The organism is Rhodococcus sp. IEGM 1354 (assembly GCF_030056855.1).
In the GTDB taxonomy this organism is placed as follows: Bacteria; Actinomycetota; Actinomycetes; order Mycobacteriales; family Mycobacteriaceae; genus Rhodococcoides.
Map to the genome: position 1 here is coordinate 18,883 of NZ_JASHKT010000014.1, position 21,639 is coordinate 40,521.

19 protein-coding genes are annotated in these 21,639 nt (G+C 62.4%); 8 read left to right on the forward strand and 11 right to left on the reverse strand.

What is annotated here, in order from left to right:
- Nucleotides 1-54: 54 nt before the first annotated feature.
- The 5 genes from QM588_RS22520 to QM588_RS22540 form a co-directional block, all read right to left on the reverse strand.
- The gene (locus QM588_RS22520) at nucleotides 55-1,140 is read right to left on the reverse strand and encodes an S-(hydroxymethyl)mycothiol dehydrogenase (RefSeq protein ID WP_283316700.1); all 1,086 of its coding nucleotides are present in this window, start codon (nucleotides 1,138-1,140) and stop codon (nucleotides 55-57) included.
- Between the two features lie 45 nt (nucleotides 1,141-1,185).
- The gene (locus tag QM588_RS22525) at nucleotides 1,186-2,598 is read right to left on the reverse strand and encodes an MFS transporter (RefSeq protein WP_283316702.1); all 1,413 of its coding nucleotides are present in this window, start codon (nucleotides 2,596-2,598) and stop codon (nucleotides 1,186-1,188) included.
- A gap of 161 nt (nucleotides 2,599-2,759) precedes the next feature.
- On the reverse strand, nucleotides 2,760-4,070 hold the full coding sequence (locus tag QM588_RS22530; protein ID WP_283316703.1) for an NAD(P)/FAD-dependent oxidoreductase: 1,311 nt from the start codon (nucleotides 4,068-4,070) through the stop codon (nucleotides 2,760-2,762).
- Nucleotides 4,024-4,362, reverse strand: coding sequence for a 2Fe-2S iron-sulfur cluster-binding protein (locus tag QM588_RS22535; protein ID WP_283316705.1), 339 nt, complete (start codon nucleotides 4,360-4,362; stop codon nucleotides 4,024-4,026). The genes QM588_RS22530 and QM588_RS22535 overlap by 47 nt, the downstream gene beginning before the upstream one ends.
- A gap of 31 nt (nucleotides 4,363-4,393) precedes the next feature.
- Nucleotides 4,394-5,584, reverse strand: a complete 1,191-nt coding sequence (locus QM588_RS22540) for a cytochrome P450 (protein WP_283316706.1) — start codon at nucleotides 5,582-5,584, stop codon at nucleotides 4,394-4,396.
- Nucleotides 5,585-5,688: 104 nt separating this feature from the next.
- Here QM588_RS22540 and QM588_RS22545 point away from each other — a divergent pair, with 104 nt between their 5' ends.
- From QM588_RS22545 to QM588_RS22580, 8 genes are all read left to right on the forward strand, one after another.
- A complete protein-coding gene (locus tag QM588_RS22545) occupies nucleotides 5,689-6,627 on the forward strand; it encodes a LysR family transcriptional regulator (protein WP_283316707.1) in 939 nt (312 codons plus the stop codon).
- Between the two features lie 201 nt (nucleotides 6,628-6,828).
- Nucleotides 6,829-7,416 (forward strand): TetR/AcrR family transcriptional regulator, encoded by a 588-nt coding sequence (locus QM588_RS22550; protein WP_283316710.1) that lies wholly within the window; start codon nucleotides 6,829-6,831, stop codon nucleotides 7,414-7,416.
- A gap of 140 nt (nucleotides 7,417-7,556) precedes the next feature.
- On the forward strand, nucleotides 7,557-9,515 hold the full coding sequence (locus tag QM588_RS22555; protein WP_283316712.1) for a primary-amine oxidase: 1,959 nt from the start codon (nucleotides 7,557-7,559) through the stop codon (nucleotides 9,513-9,515).
- A complete protein-coding gene (locus tag QM588_RS22560; RefSeq protein WP_283316714.1) occupies nucleotides 9,508-10,947 on the forward strand; it encodes an APC family permease in 1,440 nt (479 codons plus the stop codon). The genes QM588_RS22555 and QM588_RS22560 overlap by 8 nt, the downstream gene beginning before the upstream one ends.
- Nucleotides 10,944-11,432 carry a hypothetical protein gene (locus QM588_RS22565; protein ID WP_283316716.1) on the forward strand — a complete coding sequence of 163 codons (489 nt, stop codon included), beginning with the start codon at nucleotides 10,944-10,946 and terminating at the stop codon, nucleotides 11,430-11,432. The genes QM588_RS22560 and QM588_RS22565 overlap by 4 nt, the downstream gene beginning before the upstream one ends.
- A gap of 356 nt (nucleotides 11,433-11,788) precedes the next feature.
- Complete coding sequence (locus QM588_RS22570) at nucleotides 11,789-12,559, forward strand: siderophore-interacting protein (RefSeq protein WP_283316717.1); 771 nt, start codon at nucleotides 11,789-11,791, stop codon at nucleotides 12,557-12,559.
- Between the two features lie 62 nt (nucleotides 12,560-12,621).
- Nucleotides 12,622-13,554: a 2-hydroxyacid dehydrogenase gene (locus QM588_RS22575; RefSeq protein ID WP_283316719.1), complete on the forward strand. Its 933-nt coding sequence runs from the start codon at nucleotides 12,622-12,624 to the stop codon at nucleotides 13,552-13,554.
- 513 nt (nucleotides 13,555-14,067) lie between these two features.
- The gene (locus QM588_RS22580) at nucleotides 14,068-15,510 is read left to right on the forward strand and encodes an FAD-dependent oxidoreductase (protein ID WP_283316721.1); all 1,443 of its coding nucleotides are present in this window, start codon (nucleotides 14,068-14,070) and stop codon (nucleotides 15,508-15,510) included.
- Nucleotides 15,511-15,687: 177 nt separating this feature from the next.
- Here the strand turns inward: QM588_RS22580 and QM588_RS22585 are convergent, their stop codons facing one another.
- The 6 genes from QM588_RS22585 to QM588_RS22605 all read right to left on the reverse strand — a co-directional run bounded on the left by QM588_RS22585 (nucleotide 15,688) and on the right by QM588_RS22605 (nucleotide 21,612).
- Entirely contained in the window at nucleotides 15,688-16,455 is a 768-nt protein-coding gene (locus tag QM588_RS22585) for an enoyl-CoA hydratase-related protein (protein WP_283316723.1), read from the reverse strand.
- On the reverse strand, nucleotides 16,452-17,186 hold the full coding sequence (locus tag QM588_RS22590) for a nitroreductase (protein WP_283316726.1): 735 nt from the start codon (nucleotides 17,184-17,186) through the stop codon (nucleotides 16,452-16,454). Before QM588_RS22590 ends, QM588_RS22585 begins: the two co-directional genes overlap by 4 nt.
- A gap of 106 nt (nucleotides 17,187-17,292) precedes the next feature.
- Complete coding sequence (locus QM588_RS22595; protein WP_283316729.1) at nucleotides 17,293-18,069, reverse strand: SDR family NAD(P)-dependent oxidoreductase; 777 nt, start codon at nucleotides 18,067-18,069, stop codon at nucleotides 17,293-17,295.
- Nucleotides 18,066-19,070, reverse strand: a complete 1,005-nt coding sequence (locus QM588_RS22600; RefSeq protein ID WP_283316730.1) for a 3-isopropylmalate dehydrogenase — start codon at nucleotides 19,068-19,070, stop codon at nucleotides 18,066-18,068. The genes QM588_RS22595 and QM588_RS22600 overlap by 4 nt, the downstream gene beginning before the upstream one ends.
- The gene (locus QM588_RS25840; protein ID WP_442972964.1) at nucleotides 19,067-19,882 is read right to left on the reverse strand and encodes a 3,4-dihydroxy-2-butanone-4-phosphate synthase; all 816 of its coding nucleotides are present in this window, start codon (nucleotides 19,880-19,882) and stop codon (nucleotides 19,067-19,069) included. Before QM588_RS25840 ends, QM588_RS22600 begins: the two co-directional genes overlap by 4 nt.
- 11 nt (nucleotides 19,883-19,893) lie before the next feature.
- On the reverse strand, nucleotides 19,894-21,612 hold the full coding sequence (locus QM588_RS22605) for a long-chain-fatty-acid--CoA ligase (protein ID WP_283316733.1): 1,719 nt from the start codon (nucleotides 21,610-21,612) through the stop codon (nucleotides 19,894-19,896).
- Nucleotides 21,613-21,639 lie beyond the last annotated feature (27 nt).

The window sequence follows — 21,639 nt, forward strand, 5'->3', positions numbered from 1 at the left end:
GTGACAGGGTTGTGCAAATGTCGGATTCGTCGCCCACGATGTTCTCGACCTCCGCTACAGCACAATCACAGAACGCAGGACTTCGCCGGCCTTCATCTGGTCGAAGGCGTACTCGATCCGATCCAGTGTGATCCGCTCGGTGACGAACTTGTCGAGCGGCATTCGACCTTGCTGGTAAAGGTCCACCAGCATGGGAAAGTCGCGTTCGGGCAAGCAGTCTCCGTACCACGACGATGTGAGTGATCCACCGCGCGAAAAGAAGTCGATCAACGGCATCTCGAGCGTCATATCCGGCGTCGGAACCCCGACGAGAACCACCGTTCCGGCCAGATCTCGCGCATAGAAGGCTTGCTTCCATGTCTCCGGGCGTCCGACCGCGTCGATGACGACGTCGGCTCCGAAGCCGTCGGTCAGCTCCTGCACCGCCGTGACGGCGTCGACCCGAGAGGCGTCGATTGTGTGAGTCGCCCCGAGTTCGGTTGCCCAGGCCAGCTTCTTCTCGTCACGGTCCACCGCGATTATTTTGGTGGCTCCAGCGAGTCGCGCACCGACGATCGCGGCATTGCCGACGCCTCCGCACCCGATGACGGCGACGCTGTCTCCGCGGGAGACACCTCCGGTGTTGACCGCGGCACCGAGCCCCGCCATGACGCCGCACCCGAGAAGCCCGACGACGGCCGGATCGGAGTCGGGATCGACTTTGGTGCACTGTAACTCGTGCACAAGGGTCTTCTCGGCGAATGCTCCGATTCCCAAGGCCGGAGTCAGCTCGGTGCCGTCGACGAGTGTCATCTTCCGCGATGCGTTGAAGGTGTCGAAGCAGTGCCACGGCCTGCCTCGCTTGCACGCTCGGCACGCACCACAGACTGCACGCCAGTTGAGTACTACGAAGTCGCCCACTGCCACGTGGGTCACGTTCTCGCCGATGGTCTCCACGACGGCCGCGGCCTCGTGGCCGAGTAGAAAGGGGTATTCGTTGTTGATACCGCCGTCCCGATAAGCCAGGTCGGTATGGCACACCCCGCACGCCAGAACCTTCACCACGACATCTCGTGGTCCCGGATCCGGTACGTCGACGATTTCGATCGAGGTGGCTTTGCCCGGAGCCGTGGCTACTACGCCACGTACCTGTTGTCCCACAGTAGATCCCTTCGTAGGTGTCGTGAGTGTCGAAATGGACTGCAGTCAGACCTGAGGGGATCGGGCTTGCTTACGAATCTGCTCGAACCGCACCGGAGCTCGGCGCGAATCGAAAATTGTTGCGCCGACCTCCTGTTCGGCCTGGTTCTCGATCCCGAGTGCGATGCCTGTTCGGTCGCGCAGCACAACCGTGGCCGCGATGGCCAGGAGGAACATGGCGATGAGATAGACCCCGACGGCGTAGATGCTTCCGGTAGCGCCGACGAGCGCGGTGGCGATGGTCGGTGCGAACGCACCGCCGATGACCGCACCCAATGCGTAGGAGATTGCGATGCCGGAAAAGCGGACCGAGGCCGGAAATATCTCCGAGTACCAGGCAGCCTGCGGCCCGTACGACATTCCGAGTCCGAAGGTGAACAGTGCAAGTCCGAGGAACAGCAGCCAGATATTTCCGGAGTTCACGAAGAAGAACATTGGAAACACCGTCACCACAAGGCCGGCGTATCCGATCAGGTAGGTGCGCTTGCGGCCGATGCGGTCCGAGGCGTATCCGGACAGATAGATGAAGATCGCCCAGAGAGCTGCCGATGCCGTGATGGCAAGTAGCACTGGAGTGCGTCCGAGGCCGACAGGTCCGTCGGGCTTGGTCGCGTAGCTGGTGATGAACCCACCCGTGGTCATGTATCCGGCGGCGTTGTTGCCCGCGAAGACCAGAGCGGCAAGGATCACCAGCAGCCAGTGCTTACGGAACAGCTCGACGAGGGGCAGTTTGGTCTGTTGCCTGCGATCCGCGATCTCGCTGAAGACCGGGCTCTCGTCGATCGACCTACGAATGAAATAGCCCACGCCGATCAGGACGAAGCTGAGGAGGAACGGAATTCGCCAGCCCCATTCGACGAACTCGTCTCCGGGAGAAATCACGCCGGTCATCAGAGCAGTCATGCCGGCGGCCAGCAGCATGCCCAGTGGGACACCGAGTTGGGGGAACGCACCTGCGCGGCCTCGTCGGTTGTCGGGGGCGTGCTCGACCGCCATGAGAACGGCACCGCCCCATTCACCACCGGCGGATATACCTTGGACGATGCGAAGTACGAGCAAGAGGATCGGCGCGAGGATGCCGGCTGTCTCGTACGTGGGCAGCAATCCGATCAGGCTGGTTGCTCCTCCCATCAGCAGAAGGGTGAGAACGAGCATCGCTCGGCGACCGATCCGATCACCGAAATGTCCGGCAAGTACCGCGCCGAACGGGCGAAACACGAAGCTGATACCGACCGTTGCGAACGACAACAGAAGGCCGAGTTCGGTTCCTGCAGGTGCGAAGAACACCTGCGAGAACACCAGTCCCGCAGCGGTACTGTAGATGAAGAAGTCGTACCATTCGATCGTCGTTCCGACGACCGTTGCCATCGCGACGCGGCGCTGAGTGGCCGCCCGCGTAGGGGAGTGTGAAGTGCTCATGTCGAGTTTCTCCGATGTTCGGTCGAGAATTCCAAGGGGCGAGTAATGCGACGAGACCGCGGCCCGAAGGCCGGGCAGAGATCCGTACAACGGCGCGGTGTCACCGACAGGAGGCAGCCACTACCTGCGGGACGGTTCGGCAACCGTGGCGCGATAGGTCGTCATGCCGAGGTCTTCCTCGAGGGGGCCGAATCCGGTTGTGCAGCAAACCTCTTCAGGTTGAAGGTGGGGTCGTCGAGAAGGATCGGATCGGGCGACCGCGCAGAAGCGAGCAGAGCCCGCGCAGCAATGTGGTCGGCAGGACGGTTGATGGACTCCACCGCGGCGAGGCGGCCGTTTCGGTAACAACAGACGGAAAATCGACCGGTCGTAGGATCGCCGCAGAGAACGGCAGTGTCGTCGGGAAGACGAACTCCGGCGATCTGGAGCTTCAGCGCGCCTTGATGGCTCCAGAACCAGGGCACTTCTGCATCGCAGCGATCATCACCGAGTATCACTGCCGCAACTCGTCTGCCGTGGTCGGTTGCGTTCTGCACCGATTCGAGACGAACACGGGTACCGGTGTGCAGGCTGGGATAGTTCGCGCAGTCACCGATCGCGTACACGGCGGGGTCGTTCGTGCGGAGGAAATCGTCGACGACAATCCCGTTGGCCACGGGGAGATCTGCTGCGGCAGCCAGTGCGGTGCGGGGTATCGCACCGATACCGACGATCACGAGATCCGCCTCGTAGTGCTCTCCGGTCTCGGTCTCTGCGCCGACCACTCGTCCCTCGCGTCCGGTGAAAAACGAGACCACCTCTTCCGTGTGCACGTGCGTGCCGGCTTGTCGGTGTACTGCTGTCACGTGATCGGACGTGTATCGCGATACCGCGCGTGACAACGGCCGGTCCGTTGCTTCGAGGACAGTGACATTCGCTCCCTGCGCCCGGGCGGCGGCCGCCACCTCGAGCCCTACGAAGCCCGCGCCGACCACGAGAACATTTCGTGCCTCGTGCAATTCGCGTCGCAATGCGTCGGCATCGGCGAGCGTACGCAGGGTATGAATTCCTGCCAGCTCGCTTCCCGTTATGTCGAGCGACCGGTTTGCCGCGCCCGTTGCCAGGATCAGAGAGTCGTAGGGCAGAACGTCACCGTCATCGAGGCGCACGGTGCGGGCGGTGCGGTCCACCGATGCGGCGCTCACACCTGTGCGCAGAACGATTCGTTGTTCGGTGAAGAACCTCTCGGCTCTCAAGGGAAGTGGGTCGATCGAGCCGCCGGACGTCAAGTGGCCCTTGGACAGCGGCGGCCGCTGATACGGCAGTACCGGCTCGTCGCCGATGACTGTCAGTGTCCCGATGTGGCCACGGGCGCGCAGGGAGTCTGCAGCCTGGATGCCGGCTTGACCGCTTCCGACGATGACTACCCGAGCGCCCTTCGCGTCGTCAGATCTGTTGTGCGGGAACATCGACTTCGATTTCTTCGAGGCCACCTGCGGTGCCACTGTCGAACGTGATTTGGCAGCCGAGTCTGCTGCGCCGTTCGTCTCGGGGTGCGGCAACGCACTCGAGCATTTCTTCCTCGTCCTCACTGATCGCACCGAGAGCATCGAGGTACGGCTCGCGTACGTACACGTGGCAGGTGGCGCACATGGCCTGTCCGCCGCATTCACCCACGATGCCCGGTACGCCGTTCTGTACTGCTGCGCGCATCACGTTCGAGTCTGCGTCCGCATCGACGGTGTCGGTCGCGTTGTCGGTGTGGTGAAAAATTACCTTGGGCATCGGTACTCCTCCGTAGTAAGGGCGGTGTTTTTCAGGACCATTGCACCGGCAGGGCGGTCACGCCTCGGAATACCCAGCCGCCCAACGTCTCCGGGCGCTGCGGATCGAGGCGCAGATCCGAGAATTCGCGGAAGAGTGCGGGCAGCGCGACCCCCACCACCGATGCTCGTGCCACCCAGGCACCGGCGCAGAAGTGCTGACCTCCGCCGAAGGCGAGGTGTGGCTTCTTGGGTCGGTCGATGTCGTAGGACTCGGGGTCGACGAATACCTCGGCGTCGCGGTTTGCGGCACCGATGACCACTCCGAGGCGTGCCCCGCTCGGCAGCGCCATGCCGGCGAGCTCCGTGTCGGTGGTGACCTCGCGTGGATACATGCTGATCGGTGCCACCCATCGAATCGATTCCTCGAAGGCGTCGGACCAACGGTCGTTCGCCACCACGTCTGCACGCTGGGCAGGGTGCGAGAGGAGGGCCCACACTGTTGTGGCGATCGCGTCCCGTGGTTCGTTCAGGCCTCCACCGATGGCCATCTTGAGGTTTGCGCGAATCGACTCGAGCGGCATCGAAGTGCCGGCCAATTGACCGAGCAGGCTGGCGTCGGGATCGGCGCGTAGAACGGCCAGCATCTCGTCGACCGCCGCGTCCACTTCGTTCGAGGATCGAGCCGCGTGTGCCCAGACAGATGGGTCGTCGGCATAATTGCCGGTCCCGTCGATCAGTGTCTGTGACCAGCGCTGCAGGTCGGCCTGAGTCGCGTTGCGGAAACCGAGAACCTCGCGAAGGTTCTCCGCCGCGAACGGTGCTGCGAATTCCTTCACCAGGTCTGCGCCGCTCCCCGCATCGCGAAGCCGATCGAGGTACGTTGCGGCGTTGCGAGCGAATGCGGCATTCCAATGTTCCTTGATTGCTTTGGGTCGCAATGTTCCACCCAGGGAACGGCGCTCGGTGTCGTGCTCGGGGTTGTCCTTGCGAAGCATGCTGTGGCCCATCGACCGCTTCATCAACGACCCCGCTTCGTCAGCGGAGAAGCGGGCAGGATCGAGTTCGATCGTGTGGCACGCGTCGTACCCGATCACCAGGTACCGGTTCACCGCCGGAACCCAGTGGATGGGCGCACTTTGTCTCAGTGTGCGGTAGATGGGATACGGGTCGGCGTACAGGTCCGGGATCGTGACCCAGTCTGCTGTTGGGATATCAAGGCTTGCAGCCACTTTCGCGGTCATTGTCGATTCGCCTTCCGTGATGAGTCGATTCGACGAGTATGACCTGCACCACATCAACAGGTAAACTTCAAAATACTTTGGAACAAGCGAAGGAAAAGTTCTTTATGTCGACCTACACGCTCAGGCAACTCGAATACTTCGTCGCGGTCGCCGATGCCGGCTCGATTTCTGGTGCAGCGTCGGCTCTGCACGTCACGCCGACCGCTGTCGCGTCCGCGATGACGGACCTCGAACGAGTGCTACGCACCCAACTCATGGTGCGCCGCAAGGCACACGGAATCACGCTGACACCCACGGGCGCATATCTGCGGGAGCGTGCTCGAACGTTGGTTCACTCCGCCGACGAGCTGGAACTGGCAGCAGCAAGTGGTGGATCCGAGCTTGCCGGTCCTCTCGTGCTCGGCTGCTACGCCACGATCGCACCGACGGCGATCCCCCCGGTGATGGAGTGGATCACCGCGACACATCCGAAAGTCGATCTCACGGTCATCACGGGTAGTCAGGGTGAACTCCCTCAGCAACTGCTGGACGGGTCGCTCGATCTGGCTATCGGGTACGACATAGCTCTCCCGCCCGGTCTGGAATCGGTCCTGCTCTACCGGACACCGGCATACGTCCTGCTCCCTGACGGGCATCCTCTGACCGCGCACCAGGTGGTGCCTCTCGAAGCGCTGGCCCGAGAATCGCAGATTCTGCTCGATCTTCCCCCGGCGGCAGAGCACACCCTCCTCTTGTTCGAGCGGGCAGGAATCACTCCGCGGATCACTCAGCGCACCTACGACTTCGAGCTCACGCGGTCGCTCGTGGCGCGGGGATTCGGCTTCGCCATTCTCATCCAGCGTCCCGCGATCGACAACACCTACGAGGGGCTTCCTGTGGCGGTCCGCGAGATCACCCCTGCCAACCCCAGTAGCGGCGTACGGATGATGTGGCCGCGCGGAGTCCAGCTTTCGGACAGGGCGTCCGCGGTTGTCGCGTTTGCGACCGAGCACGCACATGATCTCGACCCGCGAACCAGACGACGGAGACTCGGTCTCGGCTGAACGGCCGATCTGTCGACGGTGATGATTCGGTAACGCGAAGTTCACAGCGCCGGCGATGATTCGTAATGCAGCCGGCGGATTCTTCTTTCAACGGTCGTAGAACCACGATCTATTGGACGGAGAGGAGGTGCAGTGTGAAGCCAGGACCTTGATCTCTGACCGGAGTGTCGGACCCGTCCGGCGGGCCGCTACCGTGGACTCATGCCCAAGCTGGTCGACCACGACGAACGCAGGCGAGCAATTGCCGCTGCCACGTGGCGTCTGATCGCGGCAAAAGGGATAGACGCGGCGAACATGCGTGACATCGCCACCGAGGCTGGCTATACCAACGGCGCACTCAGCCACTATTTCTCGGGCAAAGACGAGATCCTCAGAACGTCGTACGAGCTCGTGTTCGAGGCGACGAACGCTCGTATCGACGCACGGATGCGTGACGCACGAGGTCTCGCCGCGCTTCGAATCTTCTGTCGCGAAATCATGCCGACGACGCAGGAGACCCTGCTCGAAGCACGTATCGCGATCTCGTTGTTTCAGCGTGCGATGTACGACGAACACATGGATGACATCAATCGTCGGGTACTGGGTCTGTGGCGTGACCAGATGGCCGGGTATCTCGAGGACGCGCGCGCGGTGGGCGAGTTGGGCGATATCGACGTGGCGATCGTCGTCGAACAATTGCTCAGCATGATGATGGGCGTTCAAATTCTGGGTGTTCTGACGCCCTCCGTCAGTTCGGCGAAGTCACAGCTCACGATGCTGGACAACTTCCTCGCACTGCTGCGTTCCTAGCGCCCGCGCTCACTGGGCTCGATGCCGGTGACTCCCGATCATCCCTCGAATGTGATCTGTACAGCCGCTGTCTGCGGGTGTAGCGTCCGTCACATCTTTTTTCCAACGAACGTAGAACCAACCTACTTTTAGGACTGTTCATGCCGACTCTTTCTCCCACAAGAATCGATCACCCTCTGGACTTGGCCACCGCCGAGGAGATCGCAGACGTACGCGCCGTCCTCGATGACGCTGGTCTACTGGGCGAGCACACCCGCTTCGTCTACGTCGGTCTCGAGGAGCCGCTCAAGTCCGAGCTGTACCCCACTGCGACGGCTATCGACCGCCGCTTTCGAGCCTTGCTGCACGATGTGTCCACGCCCAATGCCGTCGACGTCGTCGTGTCGGTCACCGAGCGAACGGTCGTGTCGTCGGTAACGCTCGACGCAATTCGTGACGGCCAGATGCCCGTCCTCGACGAAGAGTTCGGACTCGTCGAAGAGGTATTGCGAACGGACCCCGAATGGCTGGCTGCACTCGAACGCCGTGGTCTCGATGTCGACCACGTCCGGGTCGCTCCCTTGTCTGCCGGCGTGTTCGACTATCCCGGCGAAGAGGGACGAAGAATTCTGCGGGGCTTGGCATTTCGCCAGGACTTCCCGACGGATCATGCGTGGGCGCATCCCATCGACGGCCTGGTCGGGTTCGTCGACGTCATGAACAAGACGGTCGAAAAGGTGCTCGACACCGGAGTGGTGCCGATTCCCGAGGAGTCGGGCAACTTCACCGACCCTGCAGTCACCGGTCCGATGCGCACGACACAGAAGCCGATAGAGATCACCCAGCCGGAGGGGCCGAGTTTCGAGGTCACCGGCAATCTCGTCGAATGGGAGAAGTGGAGTTTTCGCGTCGGGTTCGACGCCCGAGAAGGTCTGGTACTGCACCAAATCGGATTCGACGACAAAGGTGCGACCAGGCCGATCATCCACCGCGCGTCTATCGCGGAAATGGTTGTCCCGTACGGTGATCCATCTCCGGTGCGCTCCTGGCAGAACTACTTCGACACCGGCGAGTATCTCGTCGGCAGGTACGCCAACGCCTTGGAGCTCGGGTGTGACTGCGTCGGCGACATCACGTACTTCGACACCGTGATCGCAGACGAGCTGGGTAATCCGCAGACGTTGCGAAATGCGGTCTGCATGCACGAAGAGGATTTCGGCATCCTGTGGAAGCACACCGACCTGTGGGCCGGCTCGAGCGAGACCAGACGTCAACGCAGACTTGTTATCTCGTTCTTCACTACAATCGGCAACTACGACTACGGCTTCTTCTGGTACCTCTACCTCGACGGCACCATCGAATTCGAGGTCAAAGCAACCGGCATCGTGTTCACCTCGGGTCACCTCGGTGACGACTATCCGTACTCCTCGCAGATCGCTCGTGGTCTCGGTGCTCCGTGCCATCAGCACCTGTTCAGTGCGCGGCTGGACATGATGGTCGACGGTGCCGTGAACTCGGTCGAGGAAGTCGAGACCAGACGTGTTCCGATGGGCCCGGACAACCCGCACGGCAACGCTTTTGCACTGTCCACGACTCCTCTGACGACCGAGGCCGAGGCCGCGCGCTGCGCGAACGGATCCACGGGACGGGTATGGCACATCAGTAACCCCGAATCACTCAACCGGCTCGGTAAGCCGGTCGCATACGTCTTGCATCCGGAAGGTCAGCCATTGTTGCTGGCCGACGACAACTCGTCCATTGCCAAGCGTGCCACCTTCGCAACCAAACACCTGTGGGTCACGCAGTTCGATGCGGCCGAGCGATACGCCTCGGGAGACTTCGTGAATCAGCATTCCGGCGGGGCAGGACTGCCGAGTTATGTGGCCGGTAACCGGGATATCGAGGCACAAGACATCGTCGTGTGGCACACGTTCGGACTGACCCACTTCCCGCGACCCGAGGACTGGCCCATCATGCCGGTCGACTACACCGGCTTCAAACTCAAGCCCGTCGGCTTCTTCGACCGGAATCCGACGCTCGATGTCCCCGCCTCGACCTCGGCGCACTGTGCGCCATCGAGCACCCAGTGCCATTCGACGAACGGAAGCTCCCATGTCTGATACTCGAGAAGGAAAGCTGAAGGGCTCGATCGGCGTTGTCGGCATCGTCTTCCTGGTGATCGCAGCAGCGGCTCCGCTCACCGCGATCGGCGGCGCACTACCCATCATGATCGCAACGGGCAACGGCGCGGGTGCGCCCATGGCCTACATCGTCGCGGCAGTGGTCCTGCTGGTGTTCAGTGTGGGGTATGCGGCGATGAGCAGCCACATGACCGATACCGGCGCGTTCTATGCATACGTCGGAAAAGGCCTGGGCGAGAACGTCGGTCTCGGAGCGGCAGGGCTCGCGCTGCTGACCTACACCGCCATCCAAGCGGGAATCTATGGACTGGCGGCGTCCACGTTGCAGGGGCTCGTCGTCTCCTACGGCGGCCCGGACCTTCCGTGGTGGTTGTGGGCGCTGATGCTCATCGGCATCGTCTCTGTGCTCGGCTACCGAAGTATCGATTTGGGCGCAAAGGTTCTCGGTGTTCTGCTCGTACTGGAAATCGGTATCGTGCTGGCGTTGTCGGTCGCGGTGTTCGCTCAGGGTGGTGCCGACGGTATCGACGTCCAGTCGTTCACTCCGGACGCGTTCCTGTCCGGATCTCCTGGAATCGCCCTGATGTTCGCGATCGCGTCGTTCATCGGATTCGAGGCGACCGCAATCTATGGCGAGGAGGCCAAGGACCCCAAGCGAACGGTGCCGATCGCGACGTACGCCGCCGTCATCGTCATCGGAACCGTGTATGCGGTGTCGAGTTGGGCAGTGGTGCTCGCATTCGGTAGCAACTCCGTCGCCGCCGCGGCCGCCGCGGATCCGGCGGGTCTCACCTTCGCTGCGGCCGCACAATTCCTCGGTTCGACGTGGTCGGACGTCATCCAGATCATGCTCGTGACAAGCCTTTTCGCAGCACTACTTGCCTTCCACAACGCGATCTCACGGTACGTCTTCGCACTGGCGAGACGAGGCGCAGCACCGAAAGCGCTGGCGCGGACACATGCCCGACACGGATCCCCGCATGTGGGCTCGATCTTCCAGACCCTCTCGGCCATCCTGGTGGTCGGTGTATTCGCATTGGCGGGCGCAGACCCGATACTTCAGCTGTTCACCTGGATGTCCGGGCTGGCGACTGTCAGCATTCTGGTGCTGATGATTCTCACCGGAGCTGCGATCTATACATTTTTCGCTCGAAGCCGAGTCGACTCGCGGACGTGGCACACCAAGATCGCCCCCGTACTCGGAACCCTCGGACTCCTCATCGTTCTCGGACTCGTCCTCGACAACTTCACTCTGCTCATCGGAGGTTCGTCCACGATCGCGACGATCCTGCTGCTGATTGTCGTGGGATTCTTCGTCGCAGGTCTGCTCCGGGGTATCTCCACGCGCCGTTCACGATCGACCGAGGTCTCTCGGGCGATCGAACACGAACCCGGTGAGCTGGCCCAGTGAGCGCCGCCGACGCGTTGATGGTTGTCGGCGCTGTCGGCGCATTTTTTCCTCTGGTGACGCAGCGTGCGATGTCACGTTCGATGACGATCGCGCATTGCTCCATGGCCGGGCTGATGGCGGTAATGGTAGCAACCCACGTGCCGCAGTGGATCTACGTTGTAGCCGCCCTCGGACTGCTAGGCCAGGCATTCCACATGGCGGGGTGTAACGCCGGCAATCGAACCAACCGACTGTGCACCGTCGACCTCACCGCTATGGGCACTCTGCTGCTGTCGATGCCGAGCTCGGGCACCTCGGCGGTGTCGTCATCGGGCCACCACCACGCAGCGAGCAGTACGCACCTGCCCTGGGCACCGGCGGTGGTACTCGCATGTTGGCTTGCAGCAGCCACTCTCGTGGCCGCCTCGCATCGTCGTCCATCGAGAGGGGGAGTGGCAATCGGTTCGGTGCTGATGATTCTCGGAATGACACCGATGGCGGTGTGACCGACGGGATCCTGCCGGCAAAGACGACCCTCAGGATTTCCCCTACGTCACCGAATACGAAATCTGCTCAGCGGCAGAGCAGTCCATGGAACAGCGATCCGACCGTCTGTGGATAGCTGGACCGTCGATACCTGACCACTCATGACCGCCGAATGGCTCTCCGCAGACGGCGTGCCGCGAGGAGGCGTTGAGTCAGAGGAAAAGCAATCCAGTATCTTTGCATTTTATTCCGGTACACCCGCTGGCTTCAAAAGTAGTGTAGCCTTACCTAATATTATCCTAGGTAAGAAGCGAGTCTTTGGGGGTCCTGGTCGATGAGTGTGTTGCCGAAAGTTCAACGTCCGGAGAATCGCCGAATGACCACGTTGACAGTGGTGGACAGCGTGCAGATCAGCCCGAGCTTTCGGAGGGTCACGATGGCGGGCGCGGGTCTGGCCGAGCTGGAGTACCTCGGCTTCGATCAGGTTGTTCGTCTCTTTTTTCCCAGGGACGGCCAAGCGCAGTTGACAATGCCGACAGTGTCGAATGACGCGTGGATGGGGCAGTTCCTTCTGCAGTCGAAGTCTCGGCGTCCGTGGGTGCGCAACTACACCATCCGGCGGTTCAGGCCCGGCGACGCCGAGATCGACATCGACTTCGTGGTTCACGAGGGCGGGGGACCGGCATCGGGGTGGGCCGAGCATGCGCGGGCAGGCGATCCGGTGGGAATCTTCGACGAGGGCATCACTTATCTACCGCCGTCGGACGCTCAGTGGCATCTGTTGGCAGGTGACGAGAGTGCTGTTCCAGCAATTTTGTCGATACTCGAATGCGCTCCCGAAGACTTGCGTGCAGAAGTGTTCCTCGAAGTGCCACAGGCGTCCGACATCCCCGAGAAGGTGCTCGCCCCAGAATCTGCACAGATCCACTGGGTTGTTCGTGACGACCCGAGAGAAGTACCCGGGACCGAACTGCTGCGGGAGATGAAGGGTGAGACCTTCGCTCCCGGCAAGTTCTACACCTGGGTTGCCGGTGAACAGAAACTGCCGACAGGGTTGCGTCGACACCTCGTCAACGATTGTGGAATACCCAAGTCGAACATCACCTTCGGAGGCTATTGGCGGCACGGCAAGTCGAGTCCGGGCTGAGGTGTCCCAAGCGCAGGTGCCGATACCGACGAGGAAAGGGTGGGAAGGCTATCGTGGCGGAAGTGACTGATCGGACTGCGCGTCAACTGAAGGTTCTGGTCCCCGACGAGCTCGGGGAGGAGACGTTGTCGCACTCGCCCGGTCTCCAGGCGGTTCGCTACGTGGCTGGTGACCCCTGGCCTGCCGAGCATGCCGACAGTACCGCGGTCGTTGTGGGCCTCGAGAATTGGGCGGAAGTAGGCGCACGGTTCGCCGAGCTCCCGCACCTACGCCTCATCCAGACCCTGAACGCCGGCTACGAGCAGTGGCTGCCCTACCTACCCGACGGTGTGATGCTATCCAACGGCCGCGGTGCCCACGGTGGATCGTGCGCGGAGTGGGCGGTGGCCGCGCTCCTGGCAATCTATCGTGACCTGTCGCTCTTCCGCGAGCAGCAGGAACGCGGCGAGTGGACTCCGACGACTACCGAGACGTTGATCGGAAAACGCGTCCTGGTGCTCGGCGCGGGTGACCTCGCGCTGAGTCTTGCGTCCCGGCTGGCGCCGTTCGAGGTAGACGTCACCCTCTACGGTCGGAGCGCCCGGGCCGGCGTGCTCGCGCTCGACGACATCGACGAGCTGCTGCCGACCGCCGACGCTGTGGTCAACATGCTTCCCGAGAACTCGTCGACTCATCGCCTCGTCGACGGTGATTTTCTGGCTCGATTACGTGACGGCGCGATCGTCGTCAACGCCGGCCGCGGTGGCACCCTCGACACCGATGCATTACTGCAGGAGTTGACGGCCGGCAGGCTTCGTGCAGCGCTCGACGTCACGGACCCCGAGCCGCTGCCCGCCGGACACCCGCTGTGGTCGGCACCGGGCCTTATACTCACCCCCCACATCTCCGGCCTCACGGAAGGCGTGTGGCAGCGGTCCTGGAATATCGCCCGCCACCAACTCGATGTCTACGCACGTGGTGAGCGTCCCACGAACCTGGTCGCCGGCCCCAACTAGCGGTCGGGGACATCCTGTCGCCAGTGTCGCGTCGCGCTCTCGCCGGAGTGGCCTGGGCTGTGCACCAGGAAACGAATCGTGTTGTGTGTTCGAGGCCAGTGTGGCACCCATCACTCCGCAGCTTAACTGCTAACACGTAACACCCGGATGAAATCTTTCGATATCGACGACCACGCTTGACGTTCGCATCGGCCACAAGCCGTCGTACGGCAGCGTCGAGTTCGCCCAACCACGGAGGAATCGACCACAACGATTGATGCCGCTACAGCCACTTCGAGGCCAGATCCGTTCGCGGAGTTCGACATTGCACAGTTCCGCCATGTGTTTGCTGGATGGCTGCGTTCCCTTGGACATTGTCCACGGTCGAGAACACTGTTGAGCAGCAAAGGATCTGGTTACTCCACGCCATGAAAGTGTCGTTCGTAGTGGCCCGAATCCGATCAGATCCCCGTTCTGCATGCGGAGTGTCTTTCCCTTTCTGCATCCTTACCATCGAGACGAAGGCCCCATTTCATGTTCAGTCCAACGAGACCACTCCGCGTCGCTATCGTCGGTGCCGGACCGGCAGGCATCTACGCCGCCGACGCGCTCATGAAGTCCGACCACAATGTCAGCGGACCGGGCGTGAGCATCGACCTCTTCGAGCGGATGCCTGCACCGTTCGGGCTCATCCGCTACGGCGTCGCCCCTGACCACCCCCGCATCAAAGGCATCATTACCGCCCTGCACAAAGTCCTCGACAAACCCCAGGTTCGCCTGCTCGGCAACATCGACTACGGCACCGACATCGACCTCGACGACCTACGCCGCTTCTACGACGCCGTCATCTTCTCCACCGGAGCCAACGCCGACCGCGCCCTGAACATCCCCGGCATCGACCTCGACGGCAGCTACGGCGCCGCCGACTTCGTCTCCTGGTACGACGGCCACCCCGACGTCCCCCGCACCTGGCCCCTCGACGCCGAGAAAGTCGCCGTCCTCGGTGTCGGCAACGTCGCCCTCGACGTCGCCCGCGTCCTCGCCAAAACCGGCGACGAACTGCTCCCCACCGAAATCCCCGCCAACGTCTACGACGGCCTCAAAGCCAACAAAGCGACCGAAGTGCACGTCTTCGGCCGCCGCGGACCCGCCCAAGCAAAATTCACCCCCCTCGAACTACGCGAGCTCGACCATTCGCCGAACATCGAAGTCATCGTCGCACCCGAGGACATCGACTACGACGAAGGCTCCGAGCAGGCCCGCCGCTCCTCCAAGCAGATCGACATGGTCGCCAACACCCTCCAGGACTGGGCCATCCGCGACGTCGGCAACCGCCCGCACAAACTGTTCCTGCACTTCTTCGAAAGCCCCACCGAAATCCTCGGCGAGAACGGCAAAGTCGTCGGACTGCGCACCGAACGCACCGAACTCGACGGCACCGGCAACGTCCGCGGCACCGGCACATACAACGACTGGGACGTCCAAGCGGTCTACCGCGCCGTCGGCTACCTCAGCCAAAACATCAGCGCCCTGCCCTTCGACGAACAAGCAGGCACCATCCCCAACGAAGCCGGACGAGTCGTCGGCCCTGCTGATGGTCATTCCGCAGGCTCCACTCCAGACCCGTCCTCCACCACACCGGTGCCCGCCACCTACGTCACCGGCTGGATCAAACGCGGACCCGTCGGCCTCATCGGACACACCAAAGGCGACGCCAACGAAACCGTCGCCAACCTGCTCGAAGACATGCCGAACTTCACCGGTGCAACCGAACCCGACCTCGACGCCGTCACCTCGTTCCTCGAAGGCAAGCAAGTTCCCTTCACCACCTGGGACGGCTGGTACCGACTCGACGCCCACGAACGCTCCCTCGGCGAAGAAGAAGGCCGCGAACGCGTCAAGGTCGTCGAACGCGAAGACATGCTGGCCGCATCCCGAGCCTCGGGTTACGAAATCGCTTCGCTGGGCACCGCCTGATGCCGACTACGTCTCTGGAGTGCCGACCGTCAAGGGTGCTGTGCCTGCGCCGGAGTCCGGCGCAGGCCTGGAGTCGATGAGCTGAGCGACCGCGTCGGCCGCGTTGCAATGGATCTGTGAATCTCGCTGTCCGATCCATTGCACGCTGCCGAAGCGTGGTCGTTCACCGTGACTCAGTTACCGTCCTGACCACTTCGGTGCCCGTCGACCGAGAAACGCCGCGATTCCTTCCTCGAAGTCTGCGGACGCCGCCACCGTGGCTGCCGCTTGCTTCGTGACGACCCACCCGTCGGCATCCGTCGAGGCGGTGAGTGCCTCTATTGCCTCGAGGGTGGATCGGACAGCGACGGGGCCATTGGCGGCGATGACTGCAGCCAACGCGAGCGCAGCGTGTTCGGCGGTGCCGTCGTCGACCACCTCGTTGACCAGCCCGTGTGTGAGAGCACGGTCAGCATCGATGGCGACGCCGGTCAGCAGAAGTTGTCGTGCCACGTTCAGAGGCAGCACCCGAGGAGCGCGAAACAATGCGCCGCAGTTGGCGACCAGGCCGTGAGTGACTTCCGGGAGTCCGAACCGGGCGGATCGGCCCGCCACGATCAGGTCGCATGCGAGCGCGATCTCGAAGCCGCCACCGAGAGCGTATCCTTCGACGGCGGCGATGAGAGGCGTGTTCCGGCGTCGGGCAGTGATCCCGTACATGCCGCCGCGTTCCGTTGGGTCACCGGGGCCTGACGCGAGATCGGTTCCAGCGCTGAATATTTCGGCCGTCCCGGTCAACACTCCGCATCGGAGTGAGGGATCGTCGTCCAGCTCGTTCAACGCTGCGTCCAGAGCGGCTGTCATCCCGGCGTCGACGGCGTTCTTTTTCGCGGGCCGATTCATCCTCATCACGAGTACGTCGCCGACCCGCTCAGAGTCGACACGGGGTTGTTCGGTCGTCGTCATCTATCGATCCAATCCACTACTTCGTCGATCTCGGCCCGATTCGTCCTGTAGCTGTTTGCCGGGTGATCGGGATCCGCATATCCGAAGGAGATGCCGCAGACGATCGTTCTGTCCGAATCGAGTTCGAGCTGTTCGCGGACGATGTTCGGGTACACCGCGAGCGCCGCTTGCGCGATGGTCGAGACATCGAAGGCGGTTGCTGCGAGAAGAAAGTTACTGACGTAGGCGCCGCAATCGACGGCCCCGTACGGTCCGAGTGCTTCATCGGTGTGAATGAATGCCACGTGTGGCGCACCGAAGAATCGAAAATTTTGGTGTGCCTGTTCACGCTTACGGTCTATGTCGCTGCGTTGAATGTCGAGAGCGTTGTACAACTGGAAGCCGCTCTCGCGGCGCCGCGACAGGTGCACACCGCGGTACTCACGAGGAAAGGGAATATCCGTTTCCTCGACGATGTCCTGGCTCGCTGCGTTCGTCAATGCTGTACGTAGGCGCTCGGTGCCTGCGCCTTTCGTGATCGCGAGGTGCCAGGACTGGCTGTTACACCACGAGGCGGTGCGCTGCGCCATCGACAGGATCGCGCGGATCGTCTCGTCGAGGACCGGCTGTGACGTGAACGCCCGACAGCTGAAACGGGTTGCGAGCAGCATGTCGAGCGTCTCGGCGTTCGCCACGCCGGTCACCGTCGTACCTGCAGCAGCATGGCGGCCGGTGTCTTCCTCGATGGTCATGGCCGTTCCTTCGTAGATCGTCAGCAGTTCGATTGAAGCGTCCCACCCGCCGAGGTCGGTCATCTGCGGGTGGGACGTGATCTGGGTGGTGCTGCCTGCGGCAGGGTCAGAAGATGGACACGCCGGGCCCCCCGCCGTCCACGGCTATTTTCTGGCCCGTCACGTAGCTCGCGCTGTCGGAGACGAGCCAGCTCACGACCCCCGCGATGTCCTCCGGCGTACACACGCGGCCGAAAGGGAAATCGCGTGAGTTCTCGCCGAGCTCGTCACCCGTGGTCGCCCTGACCAGTCGGCGACCCATGTCGGTGTCCACCAGGCCGGGGGCCACGATGTTGGCCCGAATGCCGTGCCGTCTCTCCTCGCGGGCGAGGGTCATCACGGCTGTCTCCATGGCCGCTTTGGCCATGGTGTACGGCGCGGCACCTGCGGGTGTGGTCGCAACGGTGTTGCTCGAGATCATCACGATGTCGCCGCGTCCGCCGGCACGTAGATCAGGCAGGAGTGCCTGCACCAAAGAGATCGGCCCCAACGCATGTACGGCGAGTTGCGATTCGAATTGAGACAGGGGAGTGTCGGCCACGCCGGCGCCTTTGCTGGCCGTGCCGGCGTTGGAGACCACGATCGATACCGGCCCGAAGTGACCGTGAATGGAATCGACCATCGCGTCGACTGCGGCGCGATCGTCTATCGACGCTTGGAACGCGTGTGCCCGTCCGCCACCGGCTCGAATCTGCCGGACCACCTCGTCGGCCGCATCGGAGTCCTTGCGGTAGTTCACCGCAACCGCCGCGCCCCCGGCGGCCAGAGTCACCGCGATGCCTCGGCCGACACCGCGTGACGCCCCGGTCACGACGGCAACCCGTCCGTCCACTGCGCCGGTCACAGGACCGCCGTGCTTCGAAGAAGATCGAGTACCTCGGGGCCGATTCGGTTGGGCGCTGTGCCGGCGTCGATGGTGACGGTCAGTGCTTTTCGGATCGTGGCACCTGCTTCGATCTCGCCGAGAAACTCGAGCATCATCGCGGTCGACAGCAGCTGAGAACTGGGATTCACCCGGTCGGTACCGACGATGTCGTGGGCCGACCCATGAACCGGTTCGAACATCGACGGAAACGCGCGTTCTGGATTCAGATTCGCCGTCCCGGCGAACCCAACGCCTCCGGTGACGGCTCCAGCCAGGTCGGTGAGAATGTCGCCGAAGAGGTTGTCCGTGACGATGACATCGAAGCGCGCCGCATCCTCCACGAGATGGATGCACGCAGCATCGACGTGGTAGTACTCCGTCGACACGTCCGGAAATTCAGGGCTGATCTCGTCGAAGGTGCGCTGCCACAGGTCGCCGGCGTAGGTGAGCACATTCTTCTTGTGCACCAGGGCAAGTACGCGCCGCGGCCGAGATGCGGCCACCGCGAACGCATGACGGATGCATCGCTCCACTCCGAGTCGAGTGTTGACCGATCCCTGAGTGGCCACCTCTGCCGAGGTGCCGCGTCGAAGAAACCCGCCTTCGCCTGCGTACGCGCCTTCGCTGTTCTCGCGGATGACGACGAAATTGCTCGATGCGCCCACGAATGGACGGACACTGACGTAGAGGTCGAGTTCGGTGCGTAAACGGAGGATGATGCCACGCTCGACAGTCCCGGAAGGAATCGTCCGATCGGTGATTGCGGGTCCGATAGGGCCTTTCAGGATCGCATCGCATTCACGAAGCCTGAGGACGTCCTTGTTGTCGAGCACGTGACCGTCGCGAGCGAACCTGTCTGCGCCGATGTCGAAGCGCACGTCCTCGAACTCGACGCCCGCGGCGCCCATGACCTCCACTGCCACGGCGACCGTTTCCGGACCGATTCCGTCGCCTGGAATGACGGCGATGCGATAGGTCATCGGACGGACCTTCTCTGCGGTCGTACCATCTCTACGGTTTTCCCTTCTGATACAGGCAATTTCGGTGTTCTGTAGCCAACTGTCGGTCGATTCCTCGAGAGCCACGTCTGCAGTCGACCCACGAGCACTCCGAGGCCGTCAGAAAGGCGCTGTGCGGTGTCGGCACTGCGTGGCAGGTCGCTGAGCGCTACGAGGCACAGGCCGTACTCGCGAGCAAATCGAGCAACTTCAGGACCCTCGGCTGCGCGTGTCGAATCAGAAATTCCTTCGAGCGTTGCCAGCACAGCTGCCGGGCTCGCACCTGCCAGGGATGCCAGAAGGAGAGAGGCCGATGCACACTTGTCGTCGGAATGCTGGCCGGCGTCGACACGCACCGGGACCACGTGACCGGGCCGCGTGAACGACTGCGGCGCAGACGAAGACGATGCGAGCAGTCTGATCGTCGCGGCACGATCTGTGGCTGAAATGCCGGTACCGATACCGGCAGACGAATCTACCGAGACACACTGAGGTATACCTGACGGGCTCGAGCCGCACTGCGCTGACAGGCCGAGTTCGTCGCAACGATCGGCCGGCAGCGCCACCTGCAGAAATCCTGACGAGTGTCGGATCACGAATGCTGTGGTCGGGACGTCTGCGCGTTCCGCGAGATACACCAATTCGGCCCACTCGGGTCGAACGACGTTGTCGCACAAAACAATGGCATGGCCCGACGCGAGAGCCGCTATGCCGTTGGCGAGACGTTCCGCAGGGGTGGAAGAATTCGAAAGCTCGGTCGTCCGGATGGGAGCCGGACTATTCACAAGAGTCATGATTTCATCCCTCAATTCGCGCCGACGGTCGACTGGTCACGCGGCACCCCGGTCGATGATTCGGCTAGTTCGGCCAGTTCGGCCAGTTCGGCACGGATGGCGCGCTTGTCGATCTTGCCGACACTCGTTCGCGCGATGGCGTCGACGAAGTGAATCTCGTCGGGCATCTGCCACCGGGCGAACAGTCCATCGAGCGTGGCGCGAATATCATCCTCAGTGGTCGTGGACATCGGTCTGAGTACGACCAGGGCGACCGGCCGCTCCTGCCACTTGGTGTCCGGTACACCCACCACTGCTGCCTCGCGAACGTCCGGATGAGCGACGAGAGCGTTCTCCATGTCGATCGAGGAGATCCACTCGCCACCGCTCTTGATGACGTCCTTGAGTCGGTCGGTCAACTTGAGGTAGCCGTTCGGAAGAATCTTTCCGATATCGCCGGTACGCCAGAAACCGTCCGTGAAATGCGTGTCGTCCCCGTTGTAGTCGTAATAGCTCGTGGCCACACCCGGCCCCTTGACGAGAATTTCTCCTATTGCCTTTCCGTCATGTGGCAGTGTGTGTCCATCCAGGTCGACGACTCGTATTTCCATGCCGGGCAGCGGTAGCCCCTGGCACCGTTTGAGTTCCCACACTTCGTCGTCCGACAACGATTCCTGAAGAGACTTCTTCACTCGATTGATGGAGATCAATGCTGTTGTCTCCGTGGCACCGTAGCCGTGAATGACCTCGGCTCCGGTCTGCTCGAACAGGTCTCGCATGAGGGACACAGGTGGTTCGGCGGCCCCGCACAACATACGAACCCGATGAAAATCGGGTTTGGCGTCCATCTCGACGATGTGGTCGAGCATCGGCTGGTAAATGGCCGGTGCACCGTTCACCACGGTCACACCCTCGGCAACCATCGCGTCGATCAACACCGATGTATCTGACGCCATGTAGCGACCCGGAAGGACGATCTTCGAACCGGCGTAGATCGCTGCCTGAGGCAGTCCCCAGCTCAAGGCGTGGAACATGGGCGCTACCAGCAAAGTGCAGTCTGCATTGCTCACCTCCAGCAGCGACGCCATCGTCATTGCGTGTAGATACAGCGAGCGATGTGAGTAGAAGACGCCTTTGGGTCGACCGGTGGTGCCCGTGGTGTAACTGCCGCAATAGGCGGCTTGCTCCGACAGCATCGGCCACGCAGTGAGTGGTTCACTCGTGCGCATCAGGTCCTCGAAATAACTGACGTTCGGAAGGGTGGTCTTCACGTCCTTCGACGGCCTGTCGGTCATCACCACCCAGTGCCGCACGTGCGGATTGAGAGGAGCGATGGATTCCGCTACCTCGAGAAGTGACTCGTCCACCAGGACGATCGTCGCGTTCGAGTGGCCGGTGACATATGCGAGATCGGCAGGTGCCAGCCGGAGGTTCATCTGCAGCAAGACTGCACCCAGCGCCGGGATCGCCCAGTAGAGCTCGAAATGGCGCTTGCTGTTCCAGTCGAGTACTCCTACGACATCGCCTGCCGTAACTCCGAGTTCAGCGAGCACCGTTGCCGCGGTGGATGCTCGAATTCCACACTCGCCCATCGTGTATCGATCCCAACCACCGTCCGCAGTGCGATACACCACGTGCTGCTCCGGGTACGTGCGCACCGCGTGGCGGAACAACGTGTTGACGTTCAGGGGGAAATCGTCCCCGCTGGTGGAGGGGTGCCCTTGAACGAGTGCTTGGTCTTCCACTGTCATGCCTCCATAGGCTGCCTGTGCGAGAGA